This window comes from Arthrobacter sp. NPDC080031 (assembly GCF_040702485.1).
In the GTDB taxonomy this organism is placed as follows: domain Bacteria; phylum Actinomycetota; class Actinomycetes; order Actinomycetales; family Micrococcaceae; genus Arthrobacter.
In genome coordinates, this window is the sequence record NZ_JBFBLA010000031.1 from 43476 (window position 1) to 59322 (window position 15847).

General features: G+C 64.2%; 17 protein-coding genes. 10 read left to right on the forward strand and 7 right to left on the reverse strand.

The genetic code is table 11. The features are described 5' to 3' along the window. The first annotated feature begins 4 nt into the window (after nt 1-4). The 3 genes from AB0323_RS20735 to ccsB are packed head-to-tail and all read left to right on the forward strand — an operon-like array spanning nt 5 to nt 3575. Nucleotides 5-760 (forward strand): cytochrome c biogenesis CcdA family protein, encoded by a 756-nt coding sequence (locus AB0323_RS20735; RefSeq protein ID WP_234748778.1) that lies wholly within the window; start codon nt 5-7, stop codon nt 758-760. Then, nucleotides 760-2511, forward strand: coding sequence for a cytochrome c biogenesis protein ResB (locus AB0323_RS20740; RefSeq protein WP_366179009.1), 1752 nt, complete (start codon nt 760-762; stop codon nt 2509-2511). The genes AB0323_RS20735 and AB0323_RS20740 overlap by 1 nt, the downstream gene beginning before the upstream one ends. Beyond that, the gene (gene ccsB, locus AB0323_RS20745; RefSeq protein WP_366179010.1) at nt 2511-3575 is read left to right on the forward strand and encodes a c-type cytochrome biogenesis protein CcsB; all 1065 of its coding nucleotides are present in this window, start codon (nt 2511-2513) and stop codon (nt 3573-3575) included. Before AB0323_RS20740 ends, ccsB begins: the two co-directional genes overlap by 1 nt. Nucleotides 3576-3698: 123 nt before the next feature. On the opposite strand, the gene AB0323_RS20750 is transcribed toward ccsB, so the two are convergent. Then, the gene (locus tag AB0323_RS20750; RefSeq protein WP_366179011.1) at nt 3699-4076 is read right to left on the reverse strand and encodes a PLD nuclease N-terminal domain-containing protein; all 378 of its coding nucleotides are present in this window, start codon (nt 4074-4076) and stop codon (nt 3699-3701) included. Between the two features lie 81 nt (nt 4077-4157). Between AB0323_RS20750 and AB0323_RS20755 the strand changes: the two genes are divergently transcribed. Continuing rightward, nucleotides 4158-4466, forward strand: a complete 309-nt coding sequence (locus AB0323_RS20755; RefSeq protein ID WP_366179012.1) for a DUF4229 domain-containing protein — start codon at nt 4158-4160, stop codon at nt 4464-4466. A 157-nt stretch (nt 4467-4623) separates the two neighbouring features. Here AB0323_RS20755 and AB0323_RS20760 read toward each other — a convergent pair whose 3' ends face one another. From AB0323_RS20760 to AB0323_RS20780, 5 genes are all read right to left on the reverse strand, one after another. Further along, complete coding sequence (locus tag AB0323_RS20760) at nt 4624-5505, reverse strand: 1,4-dihydroxy-2-naphthoate polyprenyltransferase (protein ID WP_366179013.1); 882 nt, start codon at nt 5503-5505, stop codon at nt 4624-4626. A 60-nt stretch (nt 5506-5565) separates the two neighbouring features. Beyond that, nucleotides 5566-6699, reverse strand: a complete 1134-nt coding sequence (locus AB0323_RS20765) for an AMP-binding protein (protein WP_366179014.1) — start codon at nt 6697-6699, stop codon at nt 5566-5568. A 9-nt stretch (nt 6700-6708) separates the two neighbouring features. Then, entirely contained in the window at nt 6709-7677 is a 969-nt protein-coding gene (locus AB0323_RS20770) for a 1,4-dihydroxy-2-naphthoyl-CoA synthase (protein ID WP_366179015.1), read from the reverse strand. Between the two features lie 21 nt (nt 7678-7698). Then, nucleotides 7699-8136, reverse strand: a complete 438-nt coding sequence (locus tag AB0323_RS20775) for a VOC family protein (RefSeq protein ID WP_364542580.1) — start codon at nt 8134-8136, stop codon at nt 7699-7701. Nucleotides 8137-8272: 136 nt separating this feature from the next. After that, nucleotides 8273-9001 (reverse strand): lysostaphin resistance A-like protein, encoded by a 729-nt coding sequence (locus tag AB0323_RS20780; protein ID WP_366179016.1) that lies wholly within the window; start codon nt 8999-9001, stop codon nt 8273-8275. Between the two features lie 201 nt (nt 9002-9202). On the opposite strand from AB0323_RS20780, the gene AB0323_RS20785 reads away from it, so the two are divergent. Then, complete coding sequence (locus AB0323_RS20785) at nt 9203-10681, forward strand: amino acid permease (RefSeq protein WP_366179017.1); 1479 nt, start codon at nt 9203-9205, stop codon at nt 10679-10681. 93 nt (nt 10682-10774) lie between these two features. Here the strand turns inward: AB0323_RS20785 and AB0323_RS20790 are convergent, their stop codons facing one another. Beyond that, nucleotides 10775-11500: a dienelactone hydrolase family protein gene (locus tag AB0323_RS20790; RefSeq protein ID WP_366179018.1), complete on the reverse strand. Its 726-nt coding sequence runs from the start codon at nt 11498-11500 to the stop codon at nt 10775-10777. Between the two features lie 85 nt (nt 11501-11585). On the opposite strand from AB0323_RS20790, the gene AB0323_RS20795 reads away from it, so the two are divergent. The 5 genes from AB0323_RS20795 (at nt 11586) to AB0323_RS20815 (ending at nt 15715) form a co-directional block, all read left to right on the forward strand. Further along, nucleotides 11586-12044: an SRPBCC family protein gene (locus AB0323_RS20795; RefSeq protein WP_366179019.1), complete on the forward strand. Its 459-nt coding sequence runs from the start codon at nt 11586-11588 to the stop codon at nt 12042-12044. After that, entirely contained in the window at nt 12044-12703 is a 660-nt protein-coding gene (locus tag AB0323_RS20800; protein WP_366179020.1) for a pentapeptide repeat-containing protein, read from the forward strand. Before AB0323_RS20795 ends, AB0323_RS20800 begins: the two co-directional genes overlap by 1 nt. Nucleotides 12704-12834: 131 nt before the next feature. Further along, nucleotides 12835-14058, forward strand: coding sequence for an acetyl-CoA C-acyltransferase (locus tag AB0323_RS20805; RefSeq protein ID WP_366179021.1), 1224 nt, complete (start codon nt 12835-12837; stop codon nt 14056-14058). Next, a complete protein-coding gene (locus AB0323_RS20810) occupies nt 14058-14855 on the forward strand; it encodes an enoyl-CoA hydratase/isomerase family protein (protein ID WP_366179022.1) in 798 nt (265 codons plus the stop codon). The genes AB0323_RS20805 and AB0323_RS20810 overlap by 1 nt, the downstream gene beginning before the upstream one ends. Further along, entirely contained in the window at nt 14852-15715 is an 864-nt protein-coding gene (locus tag AB0323_RS20815) for a 3-hydroxyacyl-CoA dehydrogenase family protein (RefSeq protein WP_364542561.1), read from the forward strand. Before AB0323_RS20810 ends, AB0323_RS20815 begins: the two co-directional genes overlap by 4 nt. Nucleotides 15716-15847: the final 132 nt, after the last annotated feature.

A 15847-nucleotide genomic window follows, 5' to 3' on the forward strand; every position in this document is an offset into this window, starting at 1 on the left:
CAGCGTGAACAGTCCTTTCGCCGAGACCATCCTGAGCGGTTCCTTGCTGCTGGCCATCCCCGTGGCTTTGCTGGCCGGACTCGTGTCCTTCCTGTCGCCGTGCGTCCTGCCGCTGGTACCTGGCTACCTTGGCTACGTGACCGGGCTGACCGGCGTCGACCTCCAGAAGCAAAGGCGCGGGCGCATGCTCGCGGGAATCGGCCTGTTCGTCCTCGGATTCTCCGTGATTTTTGTCCTGCTCGGTGGCGCCTTCGGCCAATTGGGGACCCTCATCACAGGGCCGCAGAACGCGTGGATCACCCAATTGCTGGGCGTTCTGGTGATCATCATGGGCGTCGTCTTCCTGGGCGGTTTCGGGTGGTTGCAGCGCGACGCCAAAATCCATGCCAAGCCGCCTGCCGGGCTGTGGGGTGCCCCTTTGCTGGGCATCACGTTCGGACTCGGCTGGGCGCCCTGTATTGGTCCCACCTATTCCGCCGTTCAGTTGCTGAGCCTTTCCGGGGGATCGTCCGCGGCGAAGGGAGCTCTCCTGGCGTTTGTCTATAGTCTTGGCCTTGGCATTCCCTTCCTGTTGATAGCCCTCGCAGTCCGCCGCGGGATGGGTGTGATGTCCTTCTTCCGCAAGCATCGCCTCGCGATCCAGCGGATGGGCGGGGGCATCCTGATCCTCCTGGGAATCCTGATGGCCACGGGAGTGTGGGGCGCCTGGGTAACCGGGCTCCAGTACTGGTTCCAAACCGATGTGAAGTTGCCGATCTGATGAGCGAGCCCGTGCAAGGTAAAAAGAAGTCCAACAAGTCCGCCAGCAAACCAGCGCCAGCTGACAACGCAGCTGACAACGCAGCCGACAACGCAGCTGACAAGGCGAACCGCAAGGCGGTCGACAAGGCCAAGGCCGAAGCGGCACTGCCGGTCCTGGGGATCGTCGGCATGCTGCGCTGGGCCTGGACCCAGCTGACCAGCATGCGTACTGCGCTGTTCCTGCTGCTGCTCCTGGCCGTCGCCGCGGTTCCCGGCTCGCTGTTCCCGCAGCGACCGGCGAACCCTTCTATCGTGACGCAATACATCAGCGACCACCCGGACTACGGCAAGCTCCTGGATTCCCTGCAGCTCTACGACGTGTACTCCTCTGCCTGGTTCTCGGCGATCTACATTCTTCTGTTCATCTCCCTGATCGGTTGTGTCACGCCACGGGCCATCGCCCACTACAAGGCAATGCGCTCCCAGCCGCCGCGTACCCCGAAGCGTCTCTCCCGCCTCCCGGAGTACGGCACGTTTGTGCTGCCCGCCGACGCCGGGATCCCGGCGTCGAAGGCCATTTCGGACGCCGCCGCGGTACTGAAGAAGCGCGGCTACCGTGTGGAGGTGCGCGACGTCGACGCCGCCATGCCTTCCCTGGGTGCCGAGCGCGGCTTCCTCAAGGAAGTGGGCAACCTCGTGTTCCACGCTTCGCTGATCGGTGTGCTGGTTTCCGTTGCCGTCGGCGGGCTGTTCGGCTACAGCGGCCAGCGCATCCTTGTAGAAGGCGATACCTTCGTGAACACCTTGGTGGGCTACGACCAATTCAGCCCAGGCACCAACTTCCAAAGCAGCTGGCTGCAACCGTATTCCATCCAGCTGAACAAGTTCGACGTCCAGTTCGACCGCGAATCGCCGGCGCACTTCGGCCAGCCCATCGACTTCACCGCCGACGTCACCACCAAAGACACCCCGGACGCGCCAGCCAAGAAGCAGGTCCTCAAGGTCAACGATCCCGTGACACTTGGCGATACCAGCATCTACCTGACAGGCAACGGCTACGCTCCTGTGGTCACCGTCCGGGACGGCGCCGGCAACGTCGCCATGCAGGGACCTGTAGTGGCCAAGCTGCAAGGTGACAACTACTACTCCTCGGTGGTCATCAAGGTTCCCGATGCCAAGCCCGATCAGCTCGGCTTCGCAGGCTTCTTCCTGCCCACGGCGATGGTCACGGACAAGGGGGTCGCCTACAGCGGCGATCCCTCACTTATCAACCCGCAGTTGAACCTCAACTCGTACTATGGGGACCTCGGCCTGAACAAGGGCACCCCGCAGAACGTCTTCGAGCTCGACGTGGCCAAGCTGACCCCGCTCAATGGCCGCGGCATGGCCGATAAGGCCATCGCGCTCGCCCCCGGAGGCACCTACAAGCTTCCGAACGGCAAGGGCAGCATCACTTTCGACGGCGTCAAGAAGTACGTTGGCGTTGACATCCACCACAATCCGGGCCAGGCCACCGCGCTCGTGTTCGCCCTGCTGGCGGTCGCCGGACTGATTCTCTCCCTCTACCTGAACCGCCGCCGCGTCTGGGTCCGCACCGGAACCCACGACGACGGGCGCACAATGGTGGAGTACGGTCTCCTTGCCCGCGGCGAGGACCACAGGCTGGCCGGCGAAGCTGCCGCGATCCGCGAACTGCTGCAACGAGAATGGCTGCTCACCACGGAGCAGTCCACCGACACCGTTTCTTCCTCAACCTCGAAGGACCAGTAATGCTCCCCATCAACGAAACCATGGGCCAATACAGCGAGCTTTTCATGCTGCTCGCGGCCGGCACCTACACGGTGGCGTTCGTCGCTTTCGCGTGGGACCTCGCCAAGAGCAGCAAAATGCTGAAGGCAGTGGACCTCAAAGCGGCCTCTTCGGTGGCAGCCGAGGTCAAGGTTCCGGTCGCGGCCGGGCGTGCCGGTGGAAACGACGTCGGCGGACCTGCCGGCCGTACTGAGCGCCCGACGTCGGCGATCACCTCCGTCAACCAGACCGCCGGCGGTGACATGAAATACGCCGCCGAGCGCCGCATTCCCGCCCGCGCGGCGGTGGCAGTGGCGATCATCGGCGTGGCAATCCATGGTGCCGGAGTCATCACCCGAGCGATCGGCGCAGGCCGCGTGCCGTGGGGCAACATGTACGAGTTCCTGACCACCGGTGCTTTCCTGGTGGTTGCGGTCTTCCTGCTCTCGCTGATCCGCCGCGACCTGCGCTTCCTCGGCACCTTCGTGCTGGGCCTCGCTGTGATCATGATGGTGGCAGCATCGGTGACCTACTGGACCCCGGTGGGCCACTTGGTTCCGGCACTCCAAAGCTACTGGCTGGTCATCCACGTCTCCATCGCCGTGATGTCGGCTTCCCTGTTCACCTTGACGTTCGCCATGTCGGCCCTGCAGTTGCTGCAATCGCACCGGCAGAAAACCCTGGCGGCGGCCGGCGTGGACAAACTGGGCTTCATGCGGCTCGTCCCGAACGCGTTGAGCCTGGAGAACCTGTCCTACCGCATCAACACCGTGGGATTCGTAGGCTGGACCTTCACCCTCATGTTCGGCGCGATCTGGGCCGAGAAAGCCTGGGGCCGCTTCTGGGGCTGGGACACCAAGGAAGTCTGGACCTTCGTGATCTGGGTGGTTTACGCCGGATACCTGCACGCCCGCGCCACCCGCGGCTGGACGGGAACCCGCGCGGCCTGGTTGTCGATTGCAGGCTACCTGTGCGTGATCTTCAACTTCACTGTGGTCAACGTGTTCTTCAACGGCCTGCACTCTTACTCGGGACTCCCGCAGTAGGGCTTCCCTCCGAAGGGGCGCCTTGCCGTCCTGACCCTTTTTGAATTAACGACGACGGCGACACTCCGCACTTGCGGGCGTGTCGCCGTCGTTCTTGGTTTAAAGGAGGTCAGGAAGGGAACGTCAGCTGTTGACGTCGCCGCTGTCGTCGGCCTTGGATTCGCCCTTGAGCTTGCGTTCCTTGGCTTCGAGTTCGGCCTTGAGTTTCTTCAGCCGTTCGGCTTCGGCCTGGTTGCGACGGCGGACCTCGAGGTTGCGGAGAAAGTCGGGGTCGTCGTCGGGGGCGGTGGGGTGGCTCGTGGGCTGCGCGGTCGGCCGGAAGTTGTAGGGACGGCCGATAAGGAACCAGAGGACCGCCCCGAGAACCGGCAGCAGGATCATGACGATGATCCACGCGGTTTTGGAAATTCCCCGGGTAGATCGGCGGTCGGTGCGGACGACGTCCACCAGCCCATAGACGAACACGAGAAGGACGGCGACTACTGCAACAACGCGGAGCATACCGTCAAGTCTAGTCGCCGCCGCGTCCAACGATAGCTGTGCGATCAGGGTGCAATCAGGCTGTGAGGCTAAACTTGATCCGTGGCTTTCCTCAAATACTCCCTGATCCGGCTTGCGATCTTTGTACCGCTCTTCGTCCTCTTCGCCCTCCTGCGGACGGGTTTGCTCCTGGCCGCGATCTTCGCGGGCCTCATCGCGTTCGCCATCAGCTACCTGTTCTTCCAGAAGCAGCGCGACGCCGCCACCGCCGCCATGCGCGAACGTTTCTCCGGGCGGGCCAAGCCCATCCGCTCCGCGTTGGAGATTGAAGATGCCTCGATCGAGGACCGGCTGGTTGATGAAAACCCTGCGGTAAAGGTCGAGAACGACCGACGACCCAAGGAATCCTAGAAGCTCAAAGCCGAGCGGGCGTTTGGGGGAACCGGGCTATATGCGAGCGGGCGTTTGGGGATACCGGGCTATATGTGAGCGGGCGTTCGGGGGGAGGACGCTCGCTCACTTATGAGGGGTTTTCGGCGAACCCTCGCTCACATCATGTGAGCGGGCGTTAGAAGCCGTGGCTCAGGATGAGGCCCAGGGAGAACAGCACGCTATAGCCAAGGTTGATCATCCCGGTCTGCTTGAGCACCGGGATGAGGCTCTTGCGCTTCCGGCCGTTGACCATGAGCCAGGCCGGCATGAGGCAAGCGGGGATCAGCAGCAGCACTATCAGCATCCAGGGCTTGGTGGGCGCGAGGACCACCACCAACAGGATCGCGACTGCCAGCATCAGGACGTAGCTCTCGCGGGCATGGCGGTCGCCCAGCCGCACGGCCAGTGTCCGCTTGCCTGCCACCATGTCCGTCGGGATGTCCCGCACATTGTTGGCCATCAGCAGGGCACAGGCGATCAATCCAGTGCCAATCGCTCCAATAACCGCCGGAAGGCTCACTTGCCCGGCCTGCGTGTAGGTGGTGCCCAGCGTTGCGACCAGGCCGAAGAAGACAAACACGAACAGGTCGCCAAGGCCCAGGTAGCCGTACGGGTTCTTGCCGCCGGTGTACCCCCAGGCAGCGAGGACGCAGCCGAGGCCCACCAGGATCAGCCACCAGCTCTGCGTAATGATCACCAGGACCAGGCCGAAAATCATGGCCAGGCCGAAGGCGCCGAAGGCGGCCCATTTGACGTGGTCCGGGCGTGCCGCGCCGGAACCGACCAGCCGGAGCGGACCCACACGGTCCTCATCGGTGCCGCGGATGCCGTCCGAGTAGTCGTTGGCGTAGTTGACCCCGATCTGCAGCAGCAGCGCCACCAGGGCGGCGAGGATGGCATTCAGGAGCCGGAAAGATTGCAGCTCATAGGCAGCCGCTGTGCCGATCAGCACCGGCGCGATTGCTGCCGGCAGGGTGCGCAGGCGGGCGCCTTGAATCCATTGTGCAGCTGTTGCCACGTTCAGTACCTCGTGTTGTTTCGCGTTGGGGAAGGCAAATGACGGTCAGGGAGGATGTGTCTATTCTCCCTGATGCACCTCGGTGAGAAGCTCGATCATCGCCAGCCGGTCCGGTTTGCCGTTGGGGAGCATGATGAGACCATCCGTCGTGAGCACCGTTTTCGGAGCGAGGTTCCCTAGCGATTCCTGGCAGTGGGCCTTGTAGTCCGCGATGCTTTCCGGGGAGCTGTCCTCGATGGCAACATAGGCGGCCACCGCCTGGCCCCACTCACGCGAAGGCACCCCGGCCACGAAAGCCGCCGTGACGCCGTCGAACTTTTCAAGCTCCGCCTGGATGAACGCGGCGGAGGCTTTGACGCCGCCGGTGATGATGACGTCGTCGGCGCGGCCCAGCACGGTGAGCGTGCCGTCGGGGGCGAGTTCGCCGAGATCGTTGGTGCGGTACCAGCGGGTGCCGTCCGCCTCGAAAAACGCCTCGGCAGTTGCCTCGGGCGCGTCGAGGTAACCGGAAGCCACGGTGTCTCCGCCCAGGAGGACCTGGCCGTCGTCGTCGAGCATGACCCTGACGCCGTCAAGCGGGCTTCCGTCGTACACGCAGCCGCCGCACGTCTCGGCCGAGCCATAGGTGGTCACCACCTTCAGTCCGGCCTCCCTGGCGGCGTCCAGCTGTGCGGCCGGCGCGGGCGCACCGCCCAGGAGGATGGCGTTGAAGCGGCGAAGCACCGCAAGGGTCCGCGGCGAGGGCGAGTCCAGGAGCCGCTGCAGCTGCGTCGGCACCAAGGAGGTGAAGCGGATGGTGTCCGTCAGCTCTTCAGCGGCGGCGGTGAAGGCCTCCGGAGTGAAACCGTTCGAAAGGTCCATGGCCCACGGACGCGTGCCGGCGAAGAGCGAGCGGACCAGCACCTGGGCCCCGGCAACGTATTGCAGCGGCAGAGCCAGAAGCCATTGGCCCTCGCCCCGGAGCGCTATGGCGGTGGCCATGGAAGAAGCGGCGAGCTCATCGACCGTGAGCACCGTGGCCTTGGGCGTCCCGGTGGAACCTGAAGTGCGGACCACAAGCGCGGCGCCCTCGAAGCCCGGTGTCTCAACGGGGACCGTGGCAGGCGTGCCGTCTTCCAGGATGACGATTTCGACGGCGGGTCCCTCGTCGTGGAGGGCGGCAGCCAGGGCTTTGAGAACGGGATCGATGTTCACGAGCGAGTCCTAGAAGTAGTACGGGAAGTTGGACCAGTCCGGATCGCGCTTCTCGAGGAAGGCTTCCTTGCCCTCGACGGCTTCGTCCGTCATATAGGCCAGGCGCGTGGCCTCCCCGGCGAAGACCTGCTGGCCGGCCAGGCCGTCGTCGGCGAGGTTGAAGGCGAACTTGAGCATGCGGAGGGCCTGCGGGGATTGGCGTGCGATGTCCGCGGCGTACTCCAGGGCAACCTCCTCAAGGCGCCCATGGTCTACGGCTTCGTTGACTGCACCCATGCGCACCATATCCTCGGCGGAATACTCACGTGCCAGGAAGAAGATCTCGCGGGCGGCTTTCTGCCCGATCTGGCGGGCGAGCAGCGCCGAGCCGTAACCGGCGTCGAAACTTCCCACCGTGGCGTCGGTCTGCTTGAACTTGCCGTGCTCGCGGGAGGCGATGGTGAGGTCCGAAACGACGTGAAGCGAGTGTCCGCCGCCGGCGGCCCAGCCGTTGACGACGGCGATGACCACCTTGGGCATGGTCCGCATGAGGCGCTGGACTTCCAGGATGTGCAGGCGGCCGGCGCGGGCGGGATCGATGCTCTCCTTGGTTTCCCCGTCGGCTGTGTTCTGTACTACGTACCGGTAGCCGTCGCGGCCGCGGATCCGCTGGTCCCCGCCGGAACAGAAGGAATGGCCGCCGTCCTTGGGGGAGGGACCGTTTCCGGTGAGGAGGACTGTGGCCACATCCGGGGTCATCCGGGCGTGGTCCATGGCGCGGTAGAGCTCGTCAACGGTGCCGGGGCGGAAGGCGTTGCGGACCTCCGGGCGGTTGAAGGCGATCCGGACCGTGGGAAGGTCCCTTGCCACGTTCCCGTCGGCGTCGCGCTCGACCTGCCGGTGGTACGTCATGTCCTGGAAATCGTCGAAACCGGACACTGTGCGCCAGCGCGACGGGTCAAAGACGTCGGATACCTTGGCGGGGAAGTCGTTGCTCACCCTCAGAGTCTAGTAATCCCCTCAGCTGATGCAGAACTCGTTGCCTTCCGGATCCGCCATGGTGTGCCATTCGTGCGGCCCTTGTTTGGCTGTCCAGAGGTATTTCGCGCCACGTGCTTCCAGTGTGGCGCGCACTTCGTCCTTGTCCTGTCCGTTGAGGCGAACGTCCCAGTGGACGCGGTTCTTGACGGTTTTGTCCTCCGGAACGGTCTGGAACAAGAAGCGGCGGCGGGTGTCCTTGTCGTGGTCTTCCGCCGGGCCAATCGCCGCGCCGTCCTTCCAGACCAGCTTGCCGTTGTGCGTGGTGGTCTGGTCCTCGGTGGCGAAGCCTTGGTCGATCATGGACCGGATGAAGGCCTCGTCCTGCGGCTCCACGATCCAGTCGAGCGTCTCGGCCCACCAATCGGCGAGAACGTGCGGATTCTTGCAGTCGATCACTACCTGAAAGTTCAGTGCCATGGACTGAACCTACGACGACGGCGCGTGGCCCGGGAAGTGCCTAGCGGACAGTTCCGGCCCGGGTTTCCCAACTGACTCGCATTTGTTGTCGTTTAGCGGCCTGAAAACGACATCTACTGCGAGCTAGTTGGGCTGGTTAGCCGCCCAGGAGTTGCGGCGGAATCGCGTAGATCAGCGCGACGGCCAACAGGTTCTTGGCGGCATGAACGAAGTAGGAGAACATCACGTTCTTGCCCGTCCAGACGTAGACGGCCACCAGGACCACGCCCATTCCGAGGTACGGGGCCAGGGCGGGTACCACCAGGCCCTCCCGTCCCACCACATGGATGGCCGCGAAGCAAAGCACGGACAGGGCGCAACAGAGCCAAATATTGACCCGGCGGGACAGCTTACCGATCAGCAGGTGCCGGAAGAGGTATTCCTCCACGAAGGGACCCAGCACCACCAGCAACGGCACGACGAACCAAGCCGGCAGTTGCAGGACCAAGGACTGCAAGCCCAGTTGGTTCTGCGATTCCTTGGCTGCGCCGGTAACTGTCACCAGGATGGCGGTGATCACCAGCATCGCCACGATGGACAGCGGGATCATGGCAAGCGTGAACCACGGACGAGTGGCCAGGATCAGGAGGTCGCGGGCTATGACGCGCCACGCAGCCGCAGCCGCGAACAGGCCCACCGAAGCGTAGAAAGCCAGGTTGATCGCGAAGACGGCGGTGGCGGGGTCGGGGAAGATGTGCTGCACGAAAGTGGTCACCGGTGCGGTGGCGAGGCTCAGAACGGTCGCCAATGACACATAGAGTCCGAAAGTCGCAGCGTCCAAGCCCGTGAATCGGTATAGCCTGCCGGCTGGCGGAATGGTGCCCATAGGTCCAGCGTAACGCCCCTGTTTGTTGCCCGCGTCACGCTCCGCCGAAATCACCGGGTAGGATGGCTTTGCCGGATTTACCTTCGACGCTTCCGTGTTTTCGCTATTGATTCGACTCGCCAACAGGGTGAAAGCTCGAATTGCTTGTGCCGATGCGCGTGAAGCCAGGGCCGGTATCTCCTCAACCCACAAGGAACAGCTGTGCCTCAAAAAACCGCAACCGACCTTCAGCGTGAGCCGGGAACCCTGGCTGCGCCCAGTACCGCGACAACTTCCGAAAACCTCAGTGCCGAGGGCTACCAGAAGACCCTGAGCCGCCGCCACGTCACCATGATCGCGATGGGCGGCGCGATCGGCGTCGGCCTCTTCATGGGCGCGGGTGGCCGCCTGGCTTCCACCGGCCCGGCCCTCATTTTCTCCTACGCCATTGCCGGCGTCATCGCCTACTTGCTGATGCGGGCCCTCGGCGAACTGATCATGTACCGCCAGACCTCCGGCTCCTTTGTCAGCTACGCCGGTGAAATGTTCGGCAAAAAGGGTGCCTTCCTCTCCGGTTGGATGTACTTCATCAACTGGGCCATGACGGGCATCGCCGAACTCATTGCCATCGGCCTGTACTTCCAGTTCTTCTTCCCGAACGTTCCCGTTGAACTGTCCGCCATCGCCGCACTGGTGCTGCTGGTGGCTGTGAACCTGTTCAGCGTCAAGGCCTTCGGCGAGTTCGAGTTCTGGGCTTCCTGCCTCAAGGTCGCCGCGATCCTGATCTTCCTGGCCGTGGGCACCTTCATGGTGGTCACGAACGCGCAGGTCGGCGCTGGCCACGCATCCGTGGGGAACCTCTTCGCTGCCGACGGCGGCATGTTCCCCAAGGGCGGCCTGGTGATGATCCTGGTCCTGAACGCCGTGATCTTCGCTTACAACGCCATCGAACTGGTCGGCATTACCGCCGGCGAGATGCAGAACCCGGAACGCGAAGTGCCTAAGGCGATCCGCGCCGTCGTGATCCGCATCGTGGTTTTCTACGTCGGTTCCGTCACGCTGCTGGCGATGCTCCTGCCTTCGGACCAGTACCACGCCGGAACCTCCCCGTTCGTCACGGTCTTCGGCCAGATGGGCCTGCCGTGGATGGGCGACGTCATGAACATGATCGTCATCACCGCAGCGCTGTCCTCATGCAACTCGGGCCTGTACTCGATCGGCCGCATCTTCCGCACCATGGCCAACAATGGACATGCCCCCAAGTGGCTGACCAAGATGTCCACCCGCCACGTGCCGTACGCGGCCATCCTGGCAATCGGCGCCGTGTACCTCGTGGGCATCCTGCTCAACATCTGGTTGGGCGGTTCGCACGCCTTCGACCTCGCCCTGAATACGGCCTCGATCGGCGTCATCTTCACGTGGGGCTCGATTTTCGCGAGCCAGATCGCCCTGCGCAAGAAGAAGGGCAACGTTTCCAGCCTCCCGATGCCGGGTTCGCCGTGGACCAGCTGGGTTGGCCTGATCGCCCTGTTGGCCATCACCATACTGATCGGCATGGACACCATGACCGACAAGGCCACGGGCGAAGTGTTCCTCCTGGGCCTCTGGACCCTGGCCACCATCCCGTTCTTCGCCTTGGTGCTGTGGCTGGGCTGGCAGAAGGTCAAGAACAACGAACCGAAGAGCGAGCTGTTCAGCTAGGGCCCACCGCTTAGTGTCCCCACCATCGATTGCTCCGTAACTGCCATTTTGAGCGCTCAGAACGGCACTTACGGAGCAATCGATTTAACCGGCTCAGTCCATCAGGTACTTCGCGAAGTGGTCCTCGATCCGCTGCCACGCTTCCGGAGCCGCGGCCGGATCGGGCTTGATGCCCATCACCCGCATCAACGGCCGCAGTGGCCGGGGCCCGACCGGAACGTCGTTCATGAAGGCGTGGCCCGCAGTCGGGAATTCCTTGACGTCGTGCTCGATCCCGAGGTTCGTCAACGCAGCCTCCAGCTTCGCGGCCGCTCCCGGCATCGTCCGGTCCTTGCCTCCGTAATTGGCCACCACCGGGCAAGCGCCCTCCAAAGCCTGCTCCAGGTGCCGGGGCAACTGGCCGTAGTTCACGGAGGCCGCGTCGAAGTCCTCGTGGGCCGCGAGCAGGGCGAAGGCGCCGCCCATGCAGAATCCGATGACCCCCACCTTTCCTGTGCACCGGGCATCGCTTCGGAGCCAGGAGCGTGCCGTGGAAACATCTGTGAATGCCCGGCCCGTACCCGACCCAAGGGAACGCATGGTCGCCACGAGGCAGCGCCTCGCGCCGCCGTCGCTATAGAGGTCGACGGCGAGCGTCAAGTAACCGGCCGAGGCGAGCCGGTCTGCGTGCCGGCGCATCATGTCGTCGAGCCCGAACGCTTCATGGATCAGTACGACGCCGGGAAACGGCCCCTCGCCGTCCGGTTCGGCAAGGTAACCCTGCAAGGTCCGCGAGCCTCCGGCCGCCGCGCTTTCCGTGCTCAAGTCGATGTGCACCATGGTGCAATCCTGCCAGACCGCGCAAGGGTCTTGTCGGCTGTTTTTGTCGGCTGTTTTTGTCTGCGGTCGCCGATAGGCTCGATGCATGGACCACAGCACCACGCTCAGCCAGCACGTCAACGCGCCCCGGGAGAAAGTCTGGGCCGTCATCACCGACATCCCAGGCTCGGCCAAGACCCTGTCCGGCGTCAAAGCCATTCAGATGCTCAGCGAGGGACCTTATGGTGAGGGCACGCGCTGGAAGGAAACCCGCGCCATGATGGGCAGGGAAGAAACCGTGGAAATGCACGTTTCCCATTGCGATCCTCCGCGCGGCACTACGGTCAAGGCCCGGCAGGGCGGTGCGGACTACACCACCCGATTCACCCTGGAAGAGCGCGACGGCGGGACCGAACTTGCGCTGTTCTTCGGCGCCGAGGTCCTCAAGCCGACTTTCTTGAGCAAGGTCATGATGGCTGCGTTCGGAAAGCTCGGGATGATTGTCACTCGCAAGGCGCTCGCGAAGGATCTCGCCGAGATCGCGGCGAAAGCGGAGGCGCTCTGATGGCGCCAGTGGCCAAGGTGACGGCACCCCGGATTTCCCCGATCAGGCTTGACGAACTCCGCGACGAGCCCGCGCCGGACTTCCAGCGCGGGGAACGGTACGACGGCGTCCGCCTCACCCGTGCCGTGGCCGACGGAGCGGAGCTCAGCGGAGCGGACTTCATCGAGTGTGAATTCAATGGCGTCTCCTTCAACGAAGCACAATTGCGCGGCGCGACCTTCCGGGACTGCATCCTGAATGAGCCCTACGCGCCGGTATTTACCGCTGCACGCACCTCATGGCGTGAAGTGGAGATCAGCAACCCGCGCTGGGGTTCCGCGGAAATGTACGAGGGCGCCTGGCACTCGGTAAAGGTCGACGGCGGCAAGCTGGACTTCCTGAACCTGCGTGGATCCAAGCTCACGGATGTGGTGATCACGGGCTGCATCATCAACGAGCTCGACCTCGGGGCTTGTACCGCGACGCGGGTCGTGCTCAAGGATTGCACCATCGGGACGCTGGATGTCACAGGGGCCAAGCTCAAGGATGTGGACCTGCGCGGCTCGGACTTCCGGATGATCAATGGACTTGGCGGCTTGTCCGGCGTGGTCATTGACGATTACCAGCTCAGCCTCCTGGCACCCCTTTTGGCCGGGCATCTGGGTATCCGGGTGATCTGAGTGGGGCAACGCCGGTCGCGGGGCGGTTGACCGGGTGACGGTTGACCGCGCGGCGGCGCCGTGTAATCTTTATAGAACGAACGGTCGGTAAATTATTCGCCGACCCCGCTCCCTTCGCGAAGGATGTTCCCATGGTCGAGGCTTTTCTTGTTGGCGGTGCCCGCACCCCTGTAGGCCGGTATGGCGGCGCGCTCTCCGCGGTCCGGCCCGATGACTTGGCAGCCCTCGTGGTCCGCGAGGCCGTGGCCCGTGCCGGCGTCGACCCCGACGCGATCGATGAAGTCATCCTGGGCAACGCCAACGGCGCCGGCGAGGAAAACCGCAATGTTGCCCGCATGGCCACTCTCTTGGCGGGACTTCCGCTCCACATCCCCGGCATCACGGTCAACCGCCTGTGTGCCTCAGGCATGAGCGCCATCATCATGGCCAGCCACATGATCAAGGCCGGCGCGGCGGACATCGTGGTGGCGGGCGGCGTCGAATCGATGAGCCGGGCCCCCTGGGTGCAGGAGAAGCCCACTACAGCCTTCGCCAAACCAGGCCAGATCTTCGACACGTCCATCGGTTGGCGCTTCGCCAACCCCCTTTTCAGCAAAGGCGAGCTGTCCCGCGGGGGCAAGATGACGTATTCCATGCCCGAAACCGCGGAGGAAGTTGCCCGTGTGGACGGCATCTCCCGCGAAGACGCCGATGCCTTCGCCGTCCGCTCCCACGAACGCGCGCTTGCTGCCATCGCCGGCGGTCGCTTCAAGGAAGAGATCGTGCCGGTCACAGTGAAGACCCGCAAGGGCGAATCCGTGGTGGACACCGACGAAGGACCACGGGAAGGAACCACCATGGAGGTCCTCGCCGGGCTCCGCCCGGTGGTCGCCGGCGGCTCTGTTGTCACGGCTGGCAACTCCTCCTCGCTCAACGACGGCGCGTCCGCCATCATCGTCGCGTCCGAGGCAGCCATCGAAAAGTTCGGCCTCACCCCGCGCGCCCGCATCATCGACGGCGGCTCGGCGGGCTGTGAACCGGAAATCATGGGCATCGGCCCTGTTCCGGCCACCCAGAAGATCCTGGGCCGTTCCGGACTCACGGTCGGCGACGTTGGCGCCGTCGAACTCAATGAAGCCTTCGCGACACAATCGCTCGCGAGCATGCGGCGACTGGGCCTGGATCCGGACATCGTGAACCTCGACGGCGGTGCGATCTCCCTGGGGCATCCGCTCGGTTCCAGCGGCTCACGTATCGCGATCACCTTGCTGGGCCGCATGGAACGCGAGCTGGGCACCGCCGACCGGAAGATCGGTCTCGCGACGATGTGCATCGGCGTCGGGCAGGGCGCCGCCCTTCTCCTGGAAGGCATGTAATGGCGTTGAAGGGCGACTTCACCACGCTCCTTGTCGAAGAACGGGAAGACCGCGTCGTTGTCCTCCTGAACCGGCCCGAGGTCCGCAACGCGATCGACCAGCAGATGGTGGACGAACTCCATCAAGTGTGCGATTACCTTGAACGCGAGCCCAAAATCCTGATCATTGCCGGCGTCGAAGGCGTCTTTGCGTCGGGCGCAGACATCGGCCAGCTGAGGGAACGCCGCCGCGACGACGCCTTGCGCGGCATCAACTCGACCATCTTCGTCCGGATCGCGAAGCTGCCCATGCCCGTCATCGCGGCCCTGGACGGCTATTGCCTGGGCGGCGGGGCCGAACTCGCCTACGCAGCAGACTTCCGCATCGGCACGCCCGGCCTGCGCATCGGCAACCCGGAAACCGGACTGGGGATCATGGCGGCGGCCGGTGCCACCTGGCGCCTCAAGGAACTCGTGGGGGAGCCGATCGCCAAGGAAATCCTCTTGGCGGGTGCCGTCCTCCGGGCCGAGGAAGCCCTCCGCATCAACCTCATCACCCAGATCCACGAAGCCCCCGTGCTGATGGAAGCAGCCCACAACCTCGCCGACCGGATCGGCCGGCAGGATCCCTTGGCAGTGCGGATCACCAAGTCGGTGTTCCATGCTCCTGCCGAAGCCCATCCCGTGATCGACACTTTGGCCCAGGGCATGCTTTTCGAATCGCAAGCCAAGTTCGACCGCATGCAGGCGTTCCTGGACAAGAAAAGCAGTGACAAGGACACGCAGTCCGGCGACAACCCAGACAGGACCCGAAAATGACAGCAACCCCCGCCATCCCGCACGTTGTCGGTGTCCTCGGCGGTGGCCGCATGGGCGCCGGCATCGCCCATGCTTTCCTGATCAAGGGCGCTACGGTGATCGTCGTCGAGCGCGATCACGAATCCGCCGCCGGCGCGCAGGGCCGGGTTGCTGAGGCCGTGGCCAAATCAGCCGCCCGAGGCACCCTGACGGAAACCGCTGAAGAGGCCTTGTCCCGGTTCAGCACCTCCACAGACTATGACTCCTTTGTCCATTGCGGGCTCGTGGTCGAAGCCGTGCCCGAGGACTACGAGCTCAAGGTTGCGGCCCTCAAGGCTGTGGAGGAGCACCTGTCCGCTGACGCGTTCCTCGCCTCCAACACCTCGTCGCTCTCCGTGACCGGCCTCGCTTCGCAGCTCCGGCGGCCAGCCAATTTCGTGGGCCTGCATTTCTTCAATCCTGTCCCGGCTTCCACGCTTATCGAGGTGGTCCTGGCCAAGGAGACTTCGCCGGAGCTCGCCGCTACGGCGAAAAGCTGGACCGAGGCACTCGGCAAGACCGCCGTCGTCGTCAACGATGCGCCCGGCTTTGCCTCGTCGCGGCTGGGCGTCGCGATCGCACTCGAGGCGATGCGCATGGTGGAAGAAGGCGTAGCCTCCGCGGAGGACATCGACGCCGCGATGGTGCTCGGCTACAAGCACCCAACGGGACCGCTCAAGACCACGGACATTGTTGGCCTGGACGTGCGCCTCGGCATCGCCGAGTACCTGCATTCGACGCTGGGGGAGCGCTTCGCCCCGCCGCAGATCCTGCGCGACAAGGTTGCCCGCGGCGAGCTGGGGCGCAAGACCGGCAAGGGATTCTTCGACTGGACTGAGTAGCTGCCTCGTGGGGCCCAACTGACTCGCATTTGTTGTCGGCAAAGTCAACTGGTCGTAGCAACGCAGGGGTTTAGGCTGCCTGCAGCAGCTGGTTGAGCCGGTTGGCTGGGGTTTGTAGGTTGAGGGTGGGCC